At 72.7% G+C, this 19444-nt stretch carries 14 protein-coding genes and 1 pseudogene; 14 read left to right on the top strand and 1 reads right to left on the bottom strand.

Annotated elements, in window-relative coordinates; genetic code table 11:
- Positions 1-177: 177 nt before the first annotated feature.
- The 13 genes and pseudogenes from AAHG03_RS15040 to AAHG03_RS14980 all read left to right on the top strand — a co-directional run bounded on the left by AAHG03_RS15040 (position 178) and on the right by AAHG03_RS14980 (position 17484).
- A pseudogene (locus AAHG03_RS15040) lies at positions 178-1556 on the top strand (nucleobase:cation symporter-2 family protein).
- Between the two features lie 24 nt (positions 1557-1580).
- Positions 1581-2939: a cytosine deaminase gene (locus AAHG03_RS15035; RefSeq protein ID WP_342151491.1), complete on the top strand. Its 1359-nt coding sequence runs from the start codon at positions 1581-1583 to the stop codon at positions 2937-2939.
- Positions 2940-3225: 286 nt separating this feature from the next.
- Complete coding sequence (locus AAHG03_RS15030; protein WP_342151490.1) at positions 3226-3453, top strand: hypothetical protein; 228 nt, start codon at positions 3226-3228, stop codon at positions 3451-3453.
- 172 nt (positions 3454-3625) lie between these two features.
- A complete protein-coding gene (locus AAHG03_RS15025) occupies positions 3626-3889 on the top strand; it encodes a hypothetical protein (protein WP_342151489.1) in 264 nt (87 codons plus the stop codon).
- A gap of 129 nt (positions 3890-4018) precedes the next feature.
- The gene (locus AAHG03_RS15020; protein ID WP_342151488.1) at positions 4019-4939 is read left to right on the top strand and encodes a LysR family transcriptional regulator; all 921 of its coding nucleotides are present in this window, start codon (positions 4019-4021) and stop codon (positions 4937-4939) included.
- Positions 4940-5012: 73 nt separating this feature from the next.
- Positions 5013-6449: an acetamidase/formamidase family protein gene (locus AAHG03_RS15015; RefSeq protein ID WP_342151487.1), complete on the top strand. Its 1437-nt coding sequence runs from the start codon at positions 5013-5015 to the stop codon at positions 6447-6449.
- A 215-nt stretch (positions 6450-6664) separates the two neighbouring features.
- Positions 6665-7408: a cellulose biosynthesis protein BcsS gene (gene bcsS, locus AAHG03_RS15010; protein ID WP_342151486.1), complete on the top strand. Its 744-nt coding sequence runs from the start codon at positions 6665-6667 to the stop codon at positions 7406-7408.
- Positions 7408-10023, top strand: coding sequence for a UDP-forming cellulose synthase catalytic subunit (gene bcsA / locus AAHG03_RS15005; protein WP_342151485.1), 2616 nt, complete (start codon positions 7408-7410; stop codon positions 10021-10023). The genes bcsS and bcsA overlap by 1 nt, the downstream gene beginning before the upstream one ends.
- A 10-nt stretch (positions 10024-10033) precedes the next feature.
- Positions 10034-12253: a cellulose biosynthesis cyclic di-GMP-binding regulatory protein BcsB gene (locus AAHG03_RS15000; RefSeq protein WP_342151484.1), complete on the top strand. Its 2220-nt coding sequence runs from the start codon at positions 10034-10036 to the stop codon at positions 12251-12253.
- Entirely contained in the window at positions 12250-13320 is a 1071-nt protein-coding gene (locus tag AAHG03_RS14995; RefSeq protein ID WP_342151483.1) for a glycosyl hydrolase family 8, read from the top strand. The genes AAHG03_RS15000 and AAHG03_RS14995 overlap by 4 nt, the downstream gene beginning before the upstream one ends.
- On the top strand, positions 13305-15119 hold the full coding sequence (locus tag AAHG03_RS14990; RefSeq protein ID WP_342151482.1) for a hypothetical protein: 1815 nt from the start codon (positions 13305-13307) through the stop codon (positions 15117-15119). Before AAHG03_RS14995 ends, AAHG03_RS14990 begins: the two co-directional genes overlap by 16 nt.
- On the top strand, positions 15116-16030 hold the full coding sequence (gene bcsN, locus AAHG03_RS14985) for a cellulose biosynthesis protein BcsN (RefSeq protein ID WP_342151481.1): 915 nt from the start codon (positions 15116-15118) through the stop codon (positions 16028-16030). Before AAHG03_RS14990 ends, bcsN begins: the two co-directional genes overlap by 4 nt.
- A 5-nt stretch (positions 16031-16035) precedes the next feature.
- Entirely contained in the window at positions 16036-17484 is a 1449-nt protein-coding gene (locus tag AAHG03_RS14980; RefSeq protein WP_342151480.1) for a response regulator, read from the top strand.
- 40 nt (positions 17485-17524) lie between these two features.
- Here AAHG03_RS14980 and AAHG03_RS14975 read toward each other — a convergent pair whose 3' ends face one another.
- The gene (locus AAHG03_RS14975) at positions 17525-17701 is read right to left on the bottom strand and encodes a hypothetical protein (protein ID WP_342151479.1); all 177 of its coding nucleotides are present in this window, start codon (positions 17699-17701) and stop codon (positions 17525-17527) included.
- A gap of 506 nt (positions 17702-18207) precedes the next feature.
- On the opposite strand from AAHG03_RS14975, the gene AAHG03_RS14970 reads away from it, so the two are divergent.
- Complete coding sequence (locus AAHG03_RS14970; RefSeq protein ID WP_342151478.1) at positions 18208-19425, top strand: early set domain-containing protein; 1218 nt, start codon at positions 18208-18210, stop codon at positions 19423-19425.
- The last annotated feature ends 19 nt before the right edge of the window (positions 19426-19444 follow it).

The raw sequence follows: 19444 nt of genomic DNA, 5'->3' as shown, positions 1-19444 counted from the left end.
CCTTGAAGGGCGGCAGCCCTGTTCAACGGCCGAGCGCAGCAAAGGTTGTGCCGGGCTCAGTTCCCGGGACCGCGCGTCCACAACAACATCCGGCGCGCCGACCCTGGCCCGCACGGACAAGCTGGCACATGCCTTGCCCCGCCCTGCGATCAGGGCGGGCACGGAAGGGGTACGTGCATGGGCGAGCGTGCAGCGACGACGACGTCTCCTTCCGCGGCCGGGGCGACGGCCCCGGTCCCGCCGACCGTGCTCGGGCTGCTCGGCCTCCAGCACGTGCTGGTGATGTATGCCGGCGCGGTCGCGGTGCCGCTCATCGTCGGGCGGGCGCTCGGGCTGTCGCCGGAGGACATCGCGATCCTGGTCAGCGCCGACCTGTTCGCCTGCGGCATCGCCACCCTGATCCAGAGCTGGGGCCTGCCCGGCATCGGCATCCGCATGCCGGTGATGATGGGCGTCACCTTCGCCTCGGTCACGCCGATGATCGCCATGGGCACCAACCCGAGCCTCGGGCTCGCGACGATCTACGGCTCGGTCATCGCCGCCGGCCTGTTCGGGCTGCTGGCGGCGCCGATGATCGGGCGGCTCTTGCCGCTGTTTCCGCCGGTCGTCACCGGCACGATCATCCTCGTCATCGGCATCTCGCTGATGAAGGTCGGAGTGAACTGGGCGGCGGGCGGCGTCGGCAACCCGAATTACGGCGCGCCGCTCTATCTCGGCATCAGCGCCTTCGTGCTGGTGACGATCCTGGCCATCACCCGCTACGCCACCGGCTTCGTCAACTCGGCCTCGGTGCTCATCGGCATCGTCGTCGGCATGATCGTGGCCGCCGCGTTCGGCCTCGTCGATCTCGCCAAGGTCGGCGCCGCGCCGTGGTTCGACGTGATCCGGCCGTTCCATTTCGGCTGGCCCCGGTTCGACCTCGTCTCGGCGATCACGCTGTGCATCGTCATGATCGTGGTGATGATCGAATCGACCGGCATGTTCCTGGCGCTCGCCGAGATCACCGCCGACCCGGTGGACGAGCGGCGCCTGACCAAGGGCCTGCGCGCCGACGGCCTCGGCACGCTGGTCGGCGGCATCTTCAACACCTTCCCCTACACCTCGTTCTCGCAGAACATCGGCCTCGTCGGCGTCACCGGGGTGCGCTCGCGCATGGTCACGGTGGTCGGCGGCTGCATCATGCTCGGGCTCGGACTGATCCCGAAGCTCGCGGCGCTGGTCGAGGCGGTGCCGCCCTGCGTGCTCGGCGGGGCCGGGCTCGTGATGTTCGGCATGGTCGGCGCCACCGGCACCCGCATCCTCGGCGCGGTCGACTTTGCCGGCACCGCAACAACCTGTTCATCGTCGCGGTCTCGGTCGGCTTCGGCATGATCCCGCTCGTCGCCCCGGCCTTCTTCAAGCAGATGCCGCACGCGCTCCATCCGCTGCTCGAATCCGGCATCCTGCTCACCGCGATCTCGGCGGTGCTGCTGAACCTGTTCTTCAACGGCTTCGGCAGTTCGGTCGAGGCGCGGGAGGCCGCCGTGCGGCAGGCCAAGACGGCCGAGGCGCATTGACGGCGCAGGGGCTATGATCCCCGGATGACCAAACCCTTCCTGCCCGAGGCCGATGTTTTTCGCCTGTGCAACGCGCGCGTGCCCGCCGCCTTCCTCACGGACGGCGTGCCCGACGGGGCGCAGCGCGACGCGGACGGCGCGGCGCTGCTCGACCTCGTGATCGCGGGCGGGCGGTTCGGCCCGGTGCGGCCGGCGGGGCATGCCCCGGCCGAACTACCCGCCGCCGACCTCGCCGGGCGCCACGTCTGGCCGCGCCTCGTCGATGTGCACACCCATCTCGACAAGGGGCACACGGTCGCCCGCACCCCCAATCCCGACGGCGACTTCGCGGGCGCACTCGACGCGACGCGGGCGGACCGGACGCGGTACTGGGATGCCGACGATCTGCGCCGCCGCATGAGCTTCGGGCTCGCCTGCGCCGAGGCCCACGGCGTCGGGGCGATCCGCACCCATCTCGACAGCCAGGAGGGCGGCCCCTCACGCGATCAGGCGGAAACGACCTGGGCGGTGTTCCGCGAGATGCGCGCGGCCTGGGCCGGGCGGATCGCGCTCCAGGGCGTAGGGCTGATGCCGCTCGACGGATATGCCGGGCCCTACGGCGAGCGGCTCGCCGACCTGATCGCGGAATCCGGCGGCCTGCTCGGCGGCGTCACCCGCCCCACCGGGGGTCTGCACGGGGCGGCGCTGGCGGGGCTCGATGCCGAACTCGACCGCCTGTTCGCCCTGGCCCGCGCCCGCGACCTCGACATCGACCTGCACGTGGACGAGACCGGCGACCCGGCCGCCGCCTCCCTCGACGCGGTGGCCCGCGCCACGCTCCGGCACGGCTACGAGGGCCGCGTCACCTGCGGCCATTGCTGCAGCCTCGCGGTTCAGCCGCCGGAACAGGCCGCCGCCACGATCCGGCGGGTCGCGCAGGCGGGCCTGCGCATCGTCACCCTGCCCACGGTCAACCTCTACCTTCAGGACCGGACCCGCGGGCGCACCCCGCGCTGGCGCGGTGTCGCGCCGGTGCAGGAACTCATGGCGGCGGGCGTGCCGGTGGCGGTCGCGGGCGACAATTGCCGCGACGGCTTCTACGCCTACGGCGACCACGACATGCTCGACACTTTTCGCGCCGCGGTGCGCATCCTCCACCTCGACCACCCGCTCGAACGCGCCCCGGCGCTCGCCGGCCCCGTGCCGGGCGCCATCATGGGGCTCGACTTTGCCGGCACGATCCGCGAGGGCGGCCCGGCCGACCTGATCCTGCCGGCCGCGCGCAGCCTCGGTGAGGTCGTCGCGCGTCCCCATGCCGACCGGATCGTGCTCGCGGCGGGGCGGCGCCTCACCGCGCCGCCGCCGCCCTACGAAGCCCTGAGCGGCGAGCCGGCGCCCTGGTAGCGGCCCCGATTCACCGTGCGATCCCGCACGCTTCGCGAAAGAAGCGTGCCAGCATCGGCGCACGGCCGAGAAATTCGCCAAACCCCAGGCAGTGAATTGTTTTCATTGAGGATTTCCTGACGGAAGCTGGGCCTCTGCTCCGGCCCGTCCTCGCCGCGCCCGTTCTTTGTGCATTGAATTGCAGCAATCGCTGTTGCCACCGAAGGCACCGGTGCTCAGTTCTTGGGACATCCGATTGCCCGCGCATCTCCGTCGCGGCGACATCGTGAGTCCTGAGGAGTGGTTCATGATCTCGCGCATCCTGTTGGGCGCCGCCCTCGGCGCCGGCCTGTCCACCGCCGCCCTGGCGCAGAGCTTCAACGCGCCTGCCGGCATCCCCGCCGCGACCGCCCCCGGCGGCCTCACCGGCACCGCGGCGCCCGGCAACGTCGAGCGCTTCGTTCAGCGCCGCGATGCGCCCGCCTCTGAGCGCGTCGTCACGACCGGTTCGGTGCGCGGCGAACGCCTGCGCTGACCCTTCACCGCCCTTTCGGCCACCGGCCGCTTTTCAAATCCATCGAACGTTTCGTTCGAACTTATTCCGGTTTTCCGAAGGGAGGATCGGAGCCATCTTCTCCTCATCAGATGACGACCGGGGCTTCACCGCACCGCAGGCCGTCACCGCCCCCCACCCGATGGAGTTTCCCATGACCCGCCTCGTCGCCGCTTCCGCCCTCGCCCTCTCGCTGGCCGCCGGCCTGTCCTCCGCGGCCTCCGCCCAGAGCTACAACGCACCCGCCGGCATCCCCGCCGCCACCGCGCCCGGCGGCCTCGAAGGTACGGCCGGCCCCGGCAACCTGTATCGCTACGAGCAGCGCTTCGACCGCAACGCGGTCGGCCCGATCACGGTCGAGCGCGTCGAGACCACGGGCTCGATCGGCCGGACCCACGGCACCCGCGCCGTACGCTAACCCGAACCCCACGTCCGGCGTTCACGAGGCCGGTCCCGCTCCTGCGGGGCCGGCCTCGTCGCGTCGGCGTCGCCCTTGCTTGCCGGAATCCTTGCGCGCACGCACGGCGCATCGTTCGAGGGAATCGGCATGCAGGGCCCCGGAACGCCGACGCTCGACCAGCTTCGGGTCTTCCTCACGGTGGTGGAGGCCGGCAGCTTCGCCGCGGCCGGGCGGCGGCTCAACCGCGCCACCTCGGTCGTCAGCTACACCATCGCCAACCTCGAAGCGCAGCTCGGCCTGCCGCTGTTCGACCGGCTCGCCACCCGCAAGCCGCAGTTGACGGAGGCCGGGCGCGCGGTGCTGGCCGAGGCCCGCACCGTCGCCCACGGCGTCGATGCCCTGCGGGCCAAGGTCGGCGGGCTGCTCGGCGGGCTGGAGGCCGAGGTCGGGCTGGTGACGAGCGTGCTGATGCCGGGCGCCCGGCTCATCGACGCTCTCACGGCGTTCCAGGCCGAATTCCCCACGGTCGGGCTGCGGCTCAACGTCGAAGCGTTGGGCGCGGCCCAGCAGCTCGTCGTCTCGGGCAAGGCCGAGGTCGGCATCAGCGTCGAGCTGTGGAATCAGGCGGGCGCCCCGATCGAGACCGTCGCCGTCGGCGAGGTCGAGATGCTGCCGGTGGCCGCCCCCTTGCACCCGCTCGCAGCCGTCGAGGGCGGCCCGCCGGGGCGCGCCCGCGAGCATGTCCAACTCGTCATCGCCGACCGCTCGCCGCTGTCGGAGGGGCAGGAATTCGGCGTCGTCGCCACCCGCACGTGGCGGCTGTCGGATCTCAGCACCAAGCACACGCTGCTGCTCGCCGGGATCGGCTGGGGCGGCATGCCGGCCCACATGGTCGAGGCCGACCTCGCCGCCGGTCGGCTCGTGGCCCTGCGCATCCCGGAGGCCAAGCGCCACTGGCTGCCGCTCACCGCGATCTACCGCACCGACCGGCCGCCCGGCCCCGCCGGCCGCTGGCTGATCCGCCGCTTCGTCGAGCAGGCGGAGCGGGAGGCGGCGGAGAAGACCTGAACCCCAGGCGCTAAGCGTGGCCGTAGCCTTGCATGGGGCTCGCCCGGGCTTTCCGCGTCAGGGATCGAGAAAAATGTGCCTGGGTGACGATCCGCATTGTGCCGCCTTCGCCGAGCACCGCCTGCGCTACCGGCGCGACATGGAGCCGGAGCGGCGCGCCTTCCTGAAGAGCGGCTTCCTCGCCACCGGCGGGGCGGCGGCCATCGCCGCGGGCGGCCTGTCGCTGGTGAGCCCGGCGCTCGCCGGGGCCGGCGCGGGCACGGGCAAGGCCGCGCATTACCACCTGCCTGCCACCGCCGAGACGGTGCATTGGGGTTACTTCTCCAAGAACTTGGCGCCGCAGGTCGAGATCGCGTCGGGCGACTTCGTCACCATCGAGACGCTGACGCACCACGCCAACGACGACGCCGAGCGGATGGTGACCGGTGACCCCGGCGCCGAGAGCGTCTTCCTCTGGACCAAGGACAAGAAGGGTGTGGCCCGCCGCGGCGCCGGGCCGGACGACGCCAAGCTCGGGCCCGGCGGGGGGCTGGGCGTGCATATCTGCACCGGGCCGGTGGCGATCCGCGGGGCCGAGCCCGGCGATGTCCTGGAGGTGCGCATCCTCGACGTGACGCCGCGGCCTTCCGCCAACCCGAAATTCAAGGGCCTGACCTTCGGCAGCAACGCGGCGGCGTGGTGGGGCTTCCACTACAACGACATGCTGGAAGGCAAGAAACGCGAGGTCATCACGATCTACGAGGTCGATGCCACGGGCGGGCGCGACTGGGCGAAGGCCGTCTACAGCTTCCCCTGGACCGGCGTGACCGACCCGAACGGCCTCGACCACCCGACCATCGACTATCCCGGCCTGCCGGTCGATCATTCGAAGACGACGCGCACCTACGACGTGCTGAAGGGCATCCGCGTGCCGATCCGCCCGCATTTCGGCACGATGGGGCTGGCGCCGGCCGAGGCCGAGCGCGTCAACTCGATCCCGCCGAGCTACACCGGCGGCAACATCGACAACTGGCGCATCGGCAAGGGCGCGACGCTCTACTACCCCGTGGCGGTGCCGGGCGCCCTGTTCTCGGTCGGCGATCCCCATGCGAGCCAGGGCGATTCCGAACTGTGCGGCACCGCCATCGAGTGCTCGCTTACCGGTACCTTCCAGTTCGTCCTGCACAAGAAGGCGGACCTCGCCGGTACCTCGCTGGAGGCGCTCGACTTCCCGATGATCGAGACCAAGGACGACTGGGTGCTCTCGGGCTTCAGCTACCCGAACTATTTGAAGGACCTCGGGCCGGACGCGCAGAGCGCGATCTTCCAGAAGTCGTCCATCGACCTCGCCATGCGCGACGCCTTCCGCAAGATGCGCCAGTTCCTGATGCATGCGAAGGGCCTGACCGAGGACGAGGCGATCTCGCTGATGTCGGTCGCGGTCGATTTCGGCATCACCCAGGTGGTCGACGGCAACTGGGGCGTCCACGCCATCGTCAAGAAGGCGATTTTTTCGGAACGACCCGCCTGAGGCCGCCGGGCGATCCAGGGCGGCACCCGTCATCGCGCCGTGGAAGCCGTGCGTCAGGGCACGGCGCCGGAGGTCGAGTTCTATCGGAGGGCCTAGGCCGTTTGCCGCTCCGGGCTAGCTCCCCGGTCCCGTGGATTGGAGGCTTGTCGGCAAGGTCCCGTTAAGGCCGCAGGCTCGATTTTCGGCGCGTCACGCAGGTCAGGTGGCGTTCCGACATGCATTCTTCAGTTCTCGGCTGTGCCGCGGCGATGGCCGTCGGCGCGAGCGGTGCCGCGTGCGCGGCCGATTGGTACACCGGGGCGGTCACGCCCGCGGAGCGCGACGCCTGGATCGTGGCGGTCGATGCCTCGGCCACGCTGTCCTCGCAGGGCTCGCAGTTCGCGTCCGCCACGCTGACGGCGGCGCCGCGGGACGACCTCACGGTCAGCGGGCCGCGGGTGCGCCTCGACGGGCTGATCGGCTCGTACCGGGCCGGCAACGGGGGCAAGAATGACGCGCTCGGCGACCAGGCCGAGATCGCCGCCATGGCGGGCTATGCCTGGGCGAGCCGGGACGCCGTGCTCTCGGGCTTCGTCGGGCTGAACCTGCGCCGCAACGCGCTGTCGCGGTTCGATGCGGACACGCCCACGGAGACGGTCGCGGTCGGGCTCAAGGCCGCGCTCGACTACTACGCCCGGCCGACCGCCGTCACGATGATCCACGCGACCGGCACCTACTCGACCGCGTTCAACGCCTATTACGGGCGTCTGCGCGGCGGCATCGCGGCGTTTGCCGGCGGTTACGTCGGGCCGGAATTCGCGCTGCTCGGCGACGACTATTACCGGCAGTGGCGCGCGGGCGTGCACCTGTCGGGCCTGACCTTCGGGGCGATGCAGCTCGGGCTGTCGGCGGGCTACCTCCACGACCACGCCCGCAAGGGCGGGCTCTACACCACCGTCGATCTGCGGACGGGCTTCTGATGGCCGCCCCCCGCCGCACCCTCGCCCTCACCTGGGCCGCCTGGGGCGTCAGCGCCGCCCTGGCGCTGGCCCTCGTCGCCCAGCCGGTGGCGCCGGACGCCCAGCTCGCGCTGTGCGCGGCGGCCTGCGGTGGCATGCTGGCGCTGTGGCTGCTGTGCCCGCCCCGCGGCCTGCCGCGGATGGCCTTCATCGCGCTGGCGATGCTGGTGGTCGGCCGCTACCTCTACTGGCGGCTCGCCGGCACGCTGCCCGGCCTCGACGATCCGGTGGGCCTCGGCCTCGGGCTCGTGCTGCTGGCGGCCGAACTCTACTGCGTACTGATCCTCACGGTCAGCCTGATCGTCAACGCCGACCCGCTGGAGCGCCCGGCGGCGCCGCTCCTGCCCGACGCCGCGCTCCCCACCGTCGATGTCTTCGTCCCGAGCTACAACGAGCCCGCCGAGATCCTCGCGCTGACGCTCGCCGCCGCCCGCCGGCTCGACTACCCGGCCGAGCGCGTCACGGTGTGGCTCCTCGACGACGGCGGCACCGACCAGAAATGCGCCGACCCCGACCCGGCCCGCGCCGCCGCTGCGCGCGAGCGCCGGGCGAGTCTGCAAGCCCTCTGCGCCGATCTCGGCGTCCGCTACCTCGCGAGGGCCAGGAACGAGCACGCCAAGGCCGGCAACCTCAATGCCGGGCTCGCCGCCGCGTCCGGTGAGCTGGTGCTGGTGTTGGATGCCGACCACGCCCCGTTCCGCCCGTTCCTGCGCGAGACGGTCGGGCTGTTTTCCACCGATCCGAAGCTCTTCCTCGTCCAGACCCCGCACGTCTTCCTCAACCCGGACCCGGTCGAGCGGAACCTGCGCACCTTCGGCCGGATGCCGTCCGAGAACGAGATGTTCTACGGGCTGACCCAGCGCGGCCTCGACAAGTGGAACGCCTCGTTCTTCTGCGGCTCGGCGGCGCTGCTGCGGCGCAAGGCGCTGGACGAGGTCGGCGGCTTCTCCGGCGTCACCATCACCGAGGATTGCGAGACCGCCTTCGAGCTGCATGCCCGCGGGTGGACCAGCGCCTACGTGGACAAGCCGCTGATCGCCGGCCTGCAGCCCGACACCTTCGCCGACTTCATCGGCCAGCGCGCCCGCTGGTGCCAGGGCATGTTCCAGATCCTGATCCTCAAGAACCCGCTGGCGAAGCCGGGCCTCGGGGCGATCCAGCGCCTGTCCTACCTGTCGAGCATGGCGTTCTGGTTCTTTCCCCTGCCGCGCCTGATCTTCATGCTGGCGCCGCTGCTGCACATCTTCTTCGACGTGAAGATCTTCGTCGCCTCGATCGACGAGGCCGTGGCCTTCACGGCGACCTACGTCGTCGCCAACATGATGATGCAGAACTACCTCTACGGCCGCCTGCGCTGGCCGTGGGTGTCGGAACTCTACGAATACGTCCAGGGCGTCTACCTGATCCGCTCCATCGCCTCGGTGCTGATCTCGCCGCGCAAACCCCATTTCAACGTGACGAACAAGGGCGCGAGCCTCGACGGCGACCGCCTCTCCGCGCTCGCCGGCCCCTATTTCGCGATCTTCGGCCTGCTGGCGGCGGGCTGCGCCACGGCGGCGTGGCGCTACCTCTACGAGCCCGGCGTCACCAGCCTGATGCTCGTGGTCGGGCTGTGGTGTCTGTTCAACCTCGTCGTCGCGGGCGCGGCGCTGGGGGTCGTGGCCGAGCGGCGCCGGAGCGAGACCCATGCGAGCCTGCCGACCGCCCGGTCCGCCCGGCTCGATCTCGGGCCCGAGGCGATCGCGGTCACGGTCGAGCGGGCGGCCTCGGGCGCCTGCATCCTGCGCCGCCGCGACGGCGCCGCCTGGGGTGCCCGCGCCCCGGCCTCCGGCACCCTGACCCTCGAACCCGTCCCCGGCCGCCCGTTGCCCGCGCCCCTCACCGTCGCCTGCCCGAGCGGCACCGGGGATCGCCTCACCGTGACGGTCGAGGCGCTGACGCCCGCCGCCGCCTTCACCCTGGCCGACCTGATCTACGGCGATCCGGCGCCCCTGCGCGCCTTCCTCGCCGGCCGGCGGCGGCACGAGAACCTGCTGACGGGCTCGCTTCGGCTGCTCGGCTGGGGTCTCACCGAGCCGGTCCGCGCCGCCGCCTACGCCGTCGCGGCCCTGCGCCACCGGACGGCGGACGCCCTCCCGCTCACCCCCGCCGCAGCGCTGCCCATGCCCGCCGAGGCCGTGATCGCGGAGCGCGAGACGATACAAGCGTCTATCCCCGCGATCCTGCCGGTCGAGCCGCAAGCCGTCCCACAAGCCGCCATGCAGGCCGAAGCGACGGCCGAACCGCCCGTGCCCTTCACGGCCGAGGCGTGGCGCGAGGCGGTCGAGGCCCTGCGCAAGCGGGAAGCTCTTCCGGCCGGCATGGTCGTCACCGGGTTCGAGCCCGCGGAATGGCGGGCCTGCATCGCCGCGCTCGCCGCCGCCGAGCGCAGGATCGAGGCGGGCCGGCACACCCCGGCGACGGCGAGCCCCGCCGCCGCCATCCTCACCGTGCCGGAAGCCCAACCCGCGCCGGAGCTGCCGAGCGAGCGGCGCGATCCGGCCTCCCGCGGCGCCGCCATGCGGCGGGTCGCCTGAGATGTCCGCGATGCGCTTTGCCCTTCCCCTCGTCCTCGCCCTGCTGGGCGGCACCGCCGCCGCCGCGCAGAGCTTTTCGGGCTACGGCCCGGCCCGGCCGATGCTGCTGCCGCAGGCCCCCGGCCGGGACGCCGCGGCCGAAGCCCCCGCCCGTTCGGCGCCCGCGCTCCGCCGACCGGGCTCGGTCGCCGCCTCCCTGCGGCTCGCGGGCGAGAACGGCGCGGTCACGCTCCCGCTCACCGTGACGGAGGCCGAGGCCCGCGCCGGCGGGCGCTTCCAGCTCGGCTACCTCTCGGCGATCTCGGTACTGCCCGAGGCCTCGACCCTCACCGTCTCGGTCAACGGCACCGAGGTCGGCGCCGTCGCCATCGACGGCGCCCGCGAGCCGCGTGCCGTCGCCTTCGACGTGCCGCCGGGGCTCCTCGCCCGCGGCGTCAACGCGGTGCGGGTCGGCGTGGTCCAGCGCCATCGGGTCGATTGCTCGGTCGCCGCCACCTACGAGCTGTGGACCCAGATCGACCGCGACACGACCGGCTTCCTGCCCGCCGCCGAGGTTCTGCCCGGCCTCGACGACCTCGCGGCCTTTCCGCTTGCCGCCGACGGCGCCATGCCGATCCGCCTGATCCAGGCCGGCGGGCGGCTCTCCGCCCGCGGGGTCGAGCACCTGCTCGCGGCACTCCAGGCGACGGTGCTCGCCGGGCGCTTCGGCCAGCCGCGGGCGCAGTTCGTCACGAAGACGGAAGGCGACGGCCTCGCGCTGGCGGCGGCCCCCGCGGGCGAACTCGCGGAAACGATCGATCTGTCGAGCCTTGGGGCCGTCACCGGTCCGGTGCTGGCGCTGCTGCCCGCTGCGAACGGACGCGCCGCGACCCTCGTCGCCACCGGCCGCGACGAGGCGGAGGTCGATGCGGCCTTGGCCGAACTCGCCCGCCGCCGCGGGGCCGCGCCGCCCGGCACCCCGGCGGGCCTGCGGGCGCTCGCGGAAGCCGAGGGCCGCCCGGTCGAGGGCGGCGTCGCCCTGACGCTGGCCGATCTCGGTTTCGCCGACCAGCGCATCAGCGCCCGCAGCCACCGCATCGCGTTCGATCTCGCGCTGCCCCACGACACCCTGGCGGCCGATTACGACCGGCTGACGCTCGATCTCGACGGCGCCTACGCGGCCGGGCTCGATCCGGAGGCCCGCATCAGCGTCGAGATCAACGGGGCCAGCGCCGGTAGCACGCCGCTCGCCAAGCCGCGGGGCGAGAGCTTTGCCCGCCGCACGGTCCTGCTGCCGCTGCGGCTGCTGCGGCCCGGCCTCAACCATATGACGATCCTGGCCGAGCTGCCGCGGGCGCAGGACGCCGCCTGCACCGACCACGCCGCCGCCCCCGAGCGGCTGCGTCTCGCGGCGAGCACCCGGCTCACGATCCCGCCGCTCGCCCGGATCGCCCGCCAGCCCGAACTCGCCTCCTCGCTGGAGGCCGGCTTTCCCTACGCGGAGGGCGCGCGCCGCCCGACGCTCGCGGTTCCGGCGCCCGACCGCGACAGCATGGCCGCCGCCGCGACCGTCGCGGCCCGGCTCGCCGTGGCGGCGGGGCGGCCGATCCCGTTCACCTTCGCGGCCGGGCGCGGCAGCGCGGACGGCCCGACCGTGATGGTCGCCCCGGCCCGCCTGCTCGATCCGGCCACCGTCACGGCCGCCGGCCTCGATCCGCAGGCCCTGCGCGAGGCCTGGACCGGCCGCGAGGCCATGGCCGCCGCCGCGGCCACGCCCGCTGCCCGCCGCCGGGCGCTGCGCCAGGACGGCATCGCCGCCTGCCGCGCGCCCCGCCCGGCTGCACCCGACGCGTCCGCCGAGGCGGCACCCGATCTCGGCGGCGCCTCCGCCGTGCTGGCGCAGGCGGTGACCGGCCCGCAAACCGACGACCTCCTCACCCTCGTCACGGCGCCGAGCCCCGCCGCGCTCCGCGAGGCGGTGGATTGCCTCGTCCATCCGCGGGTGTGGAGCCGGCCGCAGGGGCGGCTCGCCATGCTCTCGGCCGTCGACGGCACCGTCGTCGTGCGGGCCGCCGAAGCACCGCGCTACGTGCCGACCGCCCCGCCCTCGCTCGCCAACCTCCGCCGCGTGCTGGCCGGATGGCTCTCGCTCAACGCCGGCTTCTACGGGCTCGCCGCCCTCCTCGTCGCGGCCTGCCTCGCCGGCTCCTCGCGCCTCCTCGTGCGCCAGCTCGGCCGGAGGTCGTCATGAGGTTTTTTGCGATTTTTGCCCTGATGCTCGGCCTTGCCGCGCATCATCCGGCCCGTGCCGAGCCGGCCGTCGCCTTCGCCGGCTCGCTCGCCGGCGTGGAGGGCTGGCGCGCCTATCGCGAGCGCTTCGTCACCCCGCAGGGCCGCGTGGTCGATACCGGCAACGGCGGCATCAGCCATTCGGAGGGCCAGGGCTACGGCATGCTGCTCGCGGTCGCCGCCGACGACCGCGCGACCTTCGAGCGGATCTGGACCTGGACGCGGGCCAACCTGATGGTGCGCGACGACCAGTTGCTCGCGTGGCGCTGGGAGCCGGAGCGGCGCCCGGCGGTGGCCGACCTGAACAACGCCTCCGACGGCGACCTTCTGGTCACCTGGGCCCTGGCCGAGGCGGTGCAGGCCTGGGGCGAGCCCTCCCATCGGGTCGCGGGTCGGCGCATCGCGGTCGAACTCGGCCGCAAGTTGATCCTGCCGCGCGCCGCGCATGGGCCGCTGCTGCTGCCCGGCCTGTCCGGCTTCTCCGCCGAGGACCGGGCCGACGGCCCCGTGGTCAACCTGTCCTACTGGGTGTTTCCGGCCTTCGACCGCGTCGCCGGGCTCGCCCCGGAATTCGACTGGGCCGGCCTGGCGCGCAGCGGACGCCGCCTGATCGCCGCCGCGCGGTTCGGACCGGCGCGCTTGCCGAGCGACTGGGTCTCGCTCGGTGGCCCGGCCCCGCGCCCGGCGGACGGGTTTCCCGCGCAATTCTCCTACAACGCGATCCGCATCCCGCTCTATCTCGCCATGGCCGGCGTGAGCGAGCCCGATCTCTACGCCCCCTTCCTGACGCTCTGGGAGGGCAAGGCCGGGCCGGCGCTCGCCGACATCGCGACGGGCGCGGTCAGCGACCGCCTCGTCGAGCCGAGCTACGCCGCGTTGCCCGCGCTCGCCGCCTGCGCCGCCCGCGGCACGCCGTTCCCGGCCGCGCTCCGCACCCCGCGGGCGGAGCAGAACTACTACCCCCTCACCCTGCACCTGCTGGCGCTCGCCGCGCTCCGCACGAGGTTTTCCGCATGCGCGCCGCGTTGATTTTGGCGCTTCTTCCGGCGCTCGGTGTCGCGTCCGCCCTCGCGCAGCCCGCGGCCAGCCGGCCCGACGAGACGGCGCTCCGCTACTACGCCGCGCAGAAGCAGGAGGCGCGGGTCGCCGCCGAGAGCGCGCGCCTGCGCCGCCTGCATCCGGGCTGGCAGCCCCCCGCCGACCTCTGGACCGCCGAGCCCGGCGGCGAGGACGAAGGCCCGCTCTGGGATTTTTTGTCAGTGGACCGCCTCGCTGAGTTGCAAGTCGCACTGACGGAGCGCGCCCGCACCGAGCCCGGCTGGAAGCCCTCCGCGGCGCTGACCCGCGCGATCGTGCGCCGCGAGCTGCGCCGCACCGTCCTGGCGCTCGCCAAGGCGAAGCGCTGGGCCGATCTCGCGGCAACCGTCGAGCGCCGCCGGGCCGAGGTCGAACCCGGCGACCTCGATCTGACGCTGGCGATCGCCGAAGCGTTCGGCCGCACCGAGCGCGCCGCGGAGGCTGTCGCCCTGCTGCGGCGGCTGATGCCGGCGGCCGAGGGCGAGGCCCGCCGCGCGGTGCTGCTGCGGGCGATGGCCTTCCTGCCCATGGCCGAGATCGACCGCCTCGCCGACCTCGCCTCGGCGGGGGAGCGCGCCCCGATCCGCATCGACCTGACCCGCGGGCGCATCGCGGCCGTTTTGCACGACGAGGCGGGCCAGACCGTTCCCCCCGACGACCTCGCGGCGTTCGAGACCTACGCCGAGGCCGCGAGCGACGCGAACCAGCCGGCCCTGGTGGCGTGGCTCGCGTTCAAGCGCCGCGATTTCCCGACCGCGCTGACATGGTTCAAGCGGGCGATGTCTCGCGCCGGCGACGCCATGGTGGCCCACGGCCTCGCCCACACCCTCGACCGGCTCGGCTACCGCCGGGAGGCCGAGGAGGTCGCCTATGCGTGGCGCGAGCCGCTGGTGAACAACACCCTGCTGTTCATCGACCTGCTGGAGGCCGACCTCACGCGAACGAACCCGCCGCCGATCGAGGCCGAGCGGCTGCGGCGCTACGCCCAGGTCACGGCGTCCGTCGCCTCCGGCGAGGGCGCGCAGGCGCTGGCGTGGTACGCCTACAACAACTGCCAGTTCGACACGGCGCTCGGCTGGTTCCGGCGCGCGGTCGCGTGGTTCCCGAAGGAGGCCACCGTCTACGGCTACGCCCTGACCCTGCGGCGCCTGCGCCAGGAGAAGGCGTTTCTCGATATCGTGAACCGCTACGACGGCCTGTTTCCCAAGGTGGTCGATCTCCTGTTCCGCACCGGCGACCGCCCGACCCCGTGCGGGCCGCACCCCGAGCAGGCCGCCAAACCGGCCTCCACGCCCGCCTCCGCCTGGCTCACCCTCGACGCCCGCGCCCCGGCCGGGCGCGTCCCCTCCGCCGAGGAGGTCGTGGCGCCGGACGTCACGCTCCCGAAAATCGCGCGCAGCCAGTTCCCGGTCGCGGTCGCGATGGAGAACGACCTGCGCGTCGCCCCCACCGGCATGGCCGATCCGCCGCTTCCGGCGCAGAAGGCCTCCGCCCGGACGCCCACCATCGCCCGCCGCGTCCCCGGCGTCGGCCCGATGCCCTACGAGCGCTTCGGCTTCGCGCTGAAACCCGCCTGGAACGGCGAGGATGGCCCGAGCAGCCCGACCGCGGCCGAGAAACCCGCCCCCCTCGGCTCGCTCTGGTCGGACGAGCGCCTGAAGGCCCCGACCGAGGCCGCCCCACAACCCCTCGACGCCGACCGCACCGGATCGATCCGCCGCCCGCCCGCCCGTCAAGAGAACCGCCCGTGATCCGCCCGCTCCTGCCTTGCCTCGCCCTCCCGCTCGCCCTGCTCGGCGCCTGCCAGAGCCGCGACACGGCCGTCCTCGCCGCGCCCCGCTACGCCAGCCTCGACGCCGGATTCGCGGCCGGCCGCGATGCCGTCGCCCGCCCCCTCGACCGGCACGCCGTGGCGATCCTCCCGCACTGGATCGGCCGCCCGTCGCAGATTCAAGCGAGCGAGCGCCCCGAGGGCATCGCCCAACGGGTGACGTTCGCGAGCCCCGGCGGAACGGCCCGCCTCGTCGCCGCGTGGGCGGGTGAGGGCGCCGCCTCGCCCGATCTGCCGCCGAAGCCGACGCGGGACGGCATCCGCGACGAGCTGGCCGCCGCGCTGCCGGGCGTCGCCATGGAGGTCGTGACGCGGCCCGCGCGGAACGCCTACGGCCCCTACGGTCTGGCGATCGGCCGCGATGGGGACGGCCGACGCTGCCTCTACGCGTGGCAGTGGATCGAGGCGCCGCCGGCCCTCGGCGTCGCGGGCGCCGACCGGCCGCTGTCGCTGCGCCTCAGCCTATGCCGCTCCGACCTCACCTTCGACGCCATGGCCGCCGCCTTCGACCGGCTGCGCCTCGTCCCCGCCGGGCAGGGTGAAACGGTCGCCGCAACGCCGCGTCCGCGTCGCGTAAGACTGCAGCCGGTCGCCGCCGCCGCGCCCGTGATCGCCCCCGTGATCGCCCCCATGCCGGCCCCCGCCCCGGACACGTCCGGGCGGCGCTATCTCGGGGCCGATGTCGAGCCCGCTCCGCGCTCCGCCCTCGCCGCGGCTGCCGCGACCGTCCATGGTGCGGCGGCGCCGGAGCCCTCGGCGCGGCCCGCCCTCGACCTTCCGCCCGAGGCCCTGCGCGGCCCCGCGACCGATCTTTTCCGCCCGCGGCCTTGAATGCGATGTCGTCCCTGCCTCCCCCCTCCGCCGAATCCGAACCGACCGCCGAGGAGCCCGGTCTCCGCACGGGCCTCAGCATCCTCCTCGTCGAGGACGACACGAGTTCGCAGGAGCTGATCCGGGCGCTGTGCGAGCGCCGCGGCGATCGGGTCGAGATCGCCGCCGACGGCTTCCAGGGCCTGCGCCGGCTCGCCGAGGGCGAGCACGACGTGGCGCTGATCGACTATCACCTGCCCGAGATGGACGGCTACGCGCTCGCGCGCCTGATGAAGGAGCTGTCGCGTCCGGCCGGCCGCCTGCGCCTCGTCGGCATCACCGCCGACCGCCACGGCCTCGCCGCGCGCCGCGGCGCCGACCGGCTGTTCGACGCGATCCTGGTCAAGCCGCTGCGCCCGGCCGACCTGTTCGGGACGCTCGACCGGCTGTCGCGGCGCGATTCCCCCGCGGCTCCGTCCGCGCCCGCGGACGAACTCTGGGCCCGGCGCGGCCTGAAGGCCCGGCCCGCCGCGCTGCTTCTTTCCGACACCGCGGCCGGCCCGGCCGAGGCCCTGTCCCAGGCGTTCCGGATCGTATCGGACGCGGGCGAGGCCGACATCGCCCTCGTCGCCGACGAGACCGGCCTTGCCGCCCTGCGGAGCCTGCGTGCGTCGGGCCCGCAGAACCTTCTTCCGAGCGTCGCCCTGTCCGAGCGCCTAGGGCCCGCCTGCGACCTCGTCTTCCAAGTCGGCGACCCGGAGGCCTGGACGGCGGTGGCGCAGGCCGGCCGCGGCTTCCGCGAGCGCCGCGCTGCGCTCCCGCCGGAGGCCGCCCCCGACGCCGCCGCCCGCCTGCTCCGGCTCCTCGTCGTCGCGGATCGCGGCCTGATCCTCAACCGCGACGCGGCCGATCTCGCCTACGAGACGGGCGATTCCCCCGCCGGCCGGATGGCCGCCGTCCTCGCCCTCGCGCAGGCCGGGCTGGTGCGCTGCGAGCCCTGCCCGCAGGGGATGCTGGTGGCGGTGACCGAGGCCGGCCGCGCCGGCCTTTTGTCACGCCCACCCGGCGCGCCGGAGCACTCGAAAAAAACCTCCGGCTGGGCGCCGCCTTCCGTGAAGGGCGGCCCGCCCGCAGGCCGCGCATGGTCCGCCCCCGGCGTCACCGAGCGGGCCGCCGACCCGGAGACGATGGCCGAACTCGGTCGCCTCATCGGCACCGATCACGTCGAGCGGCTGCGGGGACGCCTGATCGCGATGCTGGAGACGAGCTTCGCTCCCGACGCCGACGCCGCGACGCTGGCGCGACAGGCGCACATCCTCATCTCCGCGGCCGGAAGCCTGGGCTTCGAGCCCCTCGCCGCCCGTTGCCGCGCCCTGGAGACGGCCATCCGCGCGCACCGCGATTACCGGGAGGAACTGCGGCTGGTCCGCTCTGCCGCGCAGGCGGTCGCAGGCCGGGCCGCGACGGCCCTATAAGCGCGCGGCCGAACGGTTCGGAGCGGCGCGCCTTCCCGGGCTACGCGCCCTCCGCCTTGTCGCCCTGTCCCTCCTTGGCCCCGCCCTGCGGGTCGGTGCTGTCTTCCCCTGAGGCGGTCCCGCTGGCATGTCCCTGCGGGGTCAGGCGCGGACGATCCGGCGCCTCGGGAAAATCCCGCCGCTCGTCGCCGTCGGGCCGCTTCGTCGTGTCGGTCATGGAAAACCTCCGCGGGGCCGGTGTCGGCGGGCACGGCGGACCGCCGCGCCCGCTCGGGATTCAGAGATACGTGTCGAGGGTCTCCTCGACATCCACGGCGAGGATGCCGAGGCCGAGCGCGCTGACGATCTCGGTGAAGAGCATGGTGTGGCCTTTTCCGGAAGCGGGCGTGGGCGGCCGGCATCGCGCCGGCCTTTGCTCCCACTACCTCGCACCGCGGGAAGTGTTCCGGCCCGAGCGTGCGGCGCGGCGCGATCGGCGACCGCGCCTTCTTACGACGAACCGGTGCCCACTGCGTCGGAAAGCGCTCCAGAGCATCGTCCTGGATATCGGATCCAGGACGATGCTCTCAATTTCCGTGCCGCATCGTCTTTGTCCGAAGGCCGGAAACCACCTTTCGGGACGATGCTCCAAGTCATGTTCGGCGCTCTTTATGGCCGCGTTTGGTCAGCATAGCTGGCTTCCCGGAAATGACCATTTGCGAGGTCTGAGTCCGAAAAAACAGATTGACGGCAGCCGGCGACAACGGTTTAAGTCGAAAGCATCAGATTCGATCGTTCATGTTGTTTTGTCAGGCTTTGATCCAAAATGAGGTCATGGCAATGCGAGCAAGATTGGTTGATAAAAGCGACGAATACGTATTGAACCATTGCGCGCGCTTCCTCGCGCGCGACAATCGTGAGCCCAGGCATTCCTACTTTGGCTTGGAGGCCGAACACGAGCGCGCGCGCATCAGCGATGCTTGGCGCTTCCCGGTCGTTGATGCGCATGAGCCGAGTTCACGCGAGGAGTTCGAGAGCGGCGCTTACATGGACTTCAACGACGTCACCTTCGTGCTCAAGGAGGCGAACGACGGCCCCCGGTTCGGTGCCGTCGCGCTGGTCACGACCGCGGGCGCGCTCAATCGACCGATCGAGATGAAGCGGGTCGGCGACACGCTGTACCACGCGGTGACCCTGATGGTCGGGCGCGGTCAGCGCCATCGCTACCGCTTCCTCATCGACGGATCGCCCGTCCTCGATCCGGTCAACCCGCAACTTTTCCAGCATTCGGACGGCAGCGTCTGGTCGTCGTTCTTCACCTGGGAGTACCAGGAAACGGTGGTCCTGGAACGCTGGGAGTTCACGCTTCTCGATCGCTTGGTTCGCCAGATCCTGCCGTTCGAGGACGAGCAGGCCCGCATCTTCCTCGAACGCGGCGCCGCAACCGCGCAGATTCCGAACCTGCATCGTCTGGACGTTTCGGTCGGCGCTGCAAACTACATCGACAAGATCCTGGCCCGTGAGGAGCGGCACCATCTTCCGGGCTACCGGACCTGCCTCGACATGATCGCGCAGGTGCTGCGCCGCCGGTTCCCCGGCATCGCGGTCGAGCGGATTCCGAGCGACGCGAGCCGCTCGCCCGGCGATCAGCGGCCCGCCGTCGGCTACAACAAGCTTTACGAGGATATGTCGGCCGGCACCCCCTGGAGCGCTCTCGTCGCCGATGGATGGGATCTGAACCGCTACGACAACCCGACCTACTTCGTGAACCTGCTCAGGCGGCACGCGTGGACCGGGGCGTTCTGCCATCCGAAGTACGGCGGCAACTTCGGCGCGATGACCTGGGCCTATCTCGCCGACAGCTACCGCGTGACCGACCCGGCCTTGCCGCCGACGACGGCCTTCGACTGGCAGCGCACGATCGAGCGCCCCTACGGACAGAGCACCGAATATCTGGGTTGATCTGTGTTGGCCTGCGTTG

It is taken from the genome of Methylorubrum subtropicum (genome assembly GCF_038442325.1).
GTDB lineage: Bacteria > Pseudomonadota > Alphaproteobacteria > Rhizobiales > Beijerinckiaceae > Methylobacterium > Methylobacterium subtropicum.
The sequence above is the reverse complement of the archived record's forward strand: the minus strand, read 5'-3'. Positions and strand labels throughout refer to the sequence as shown.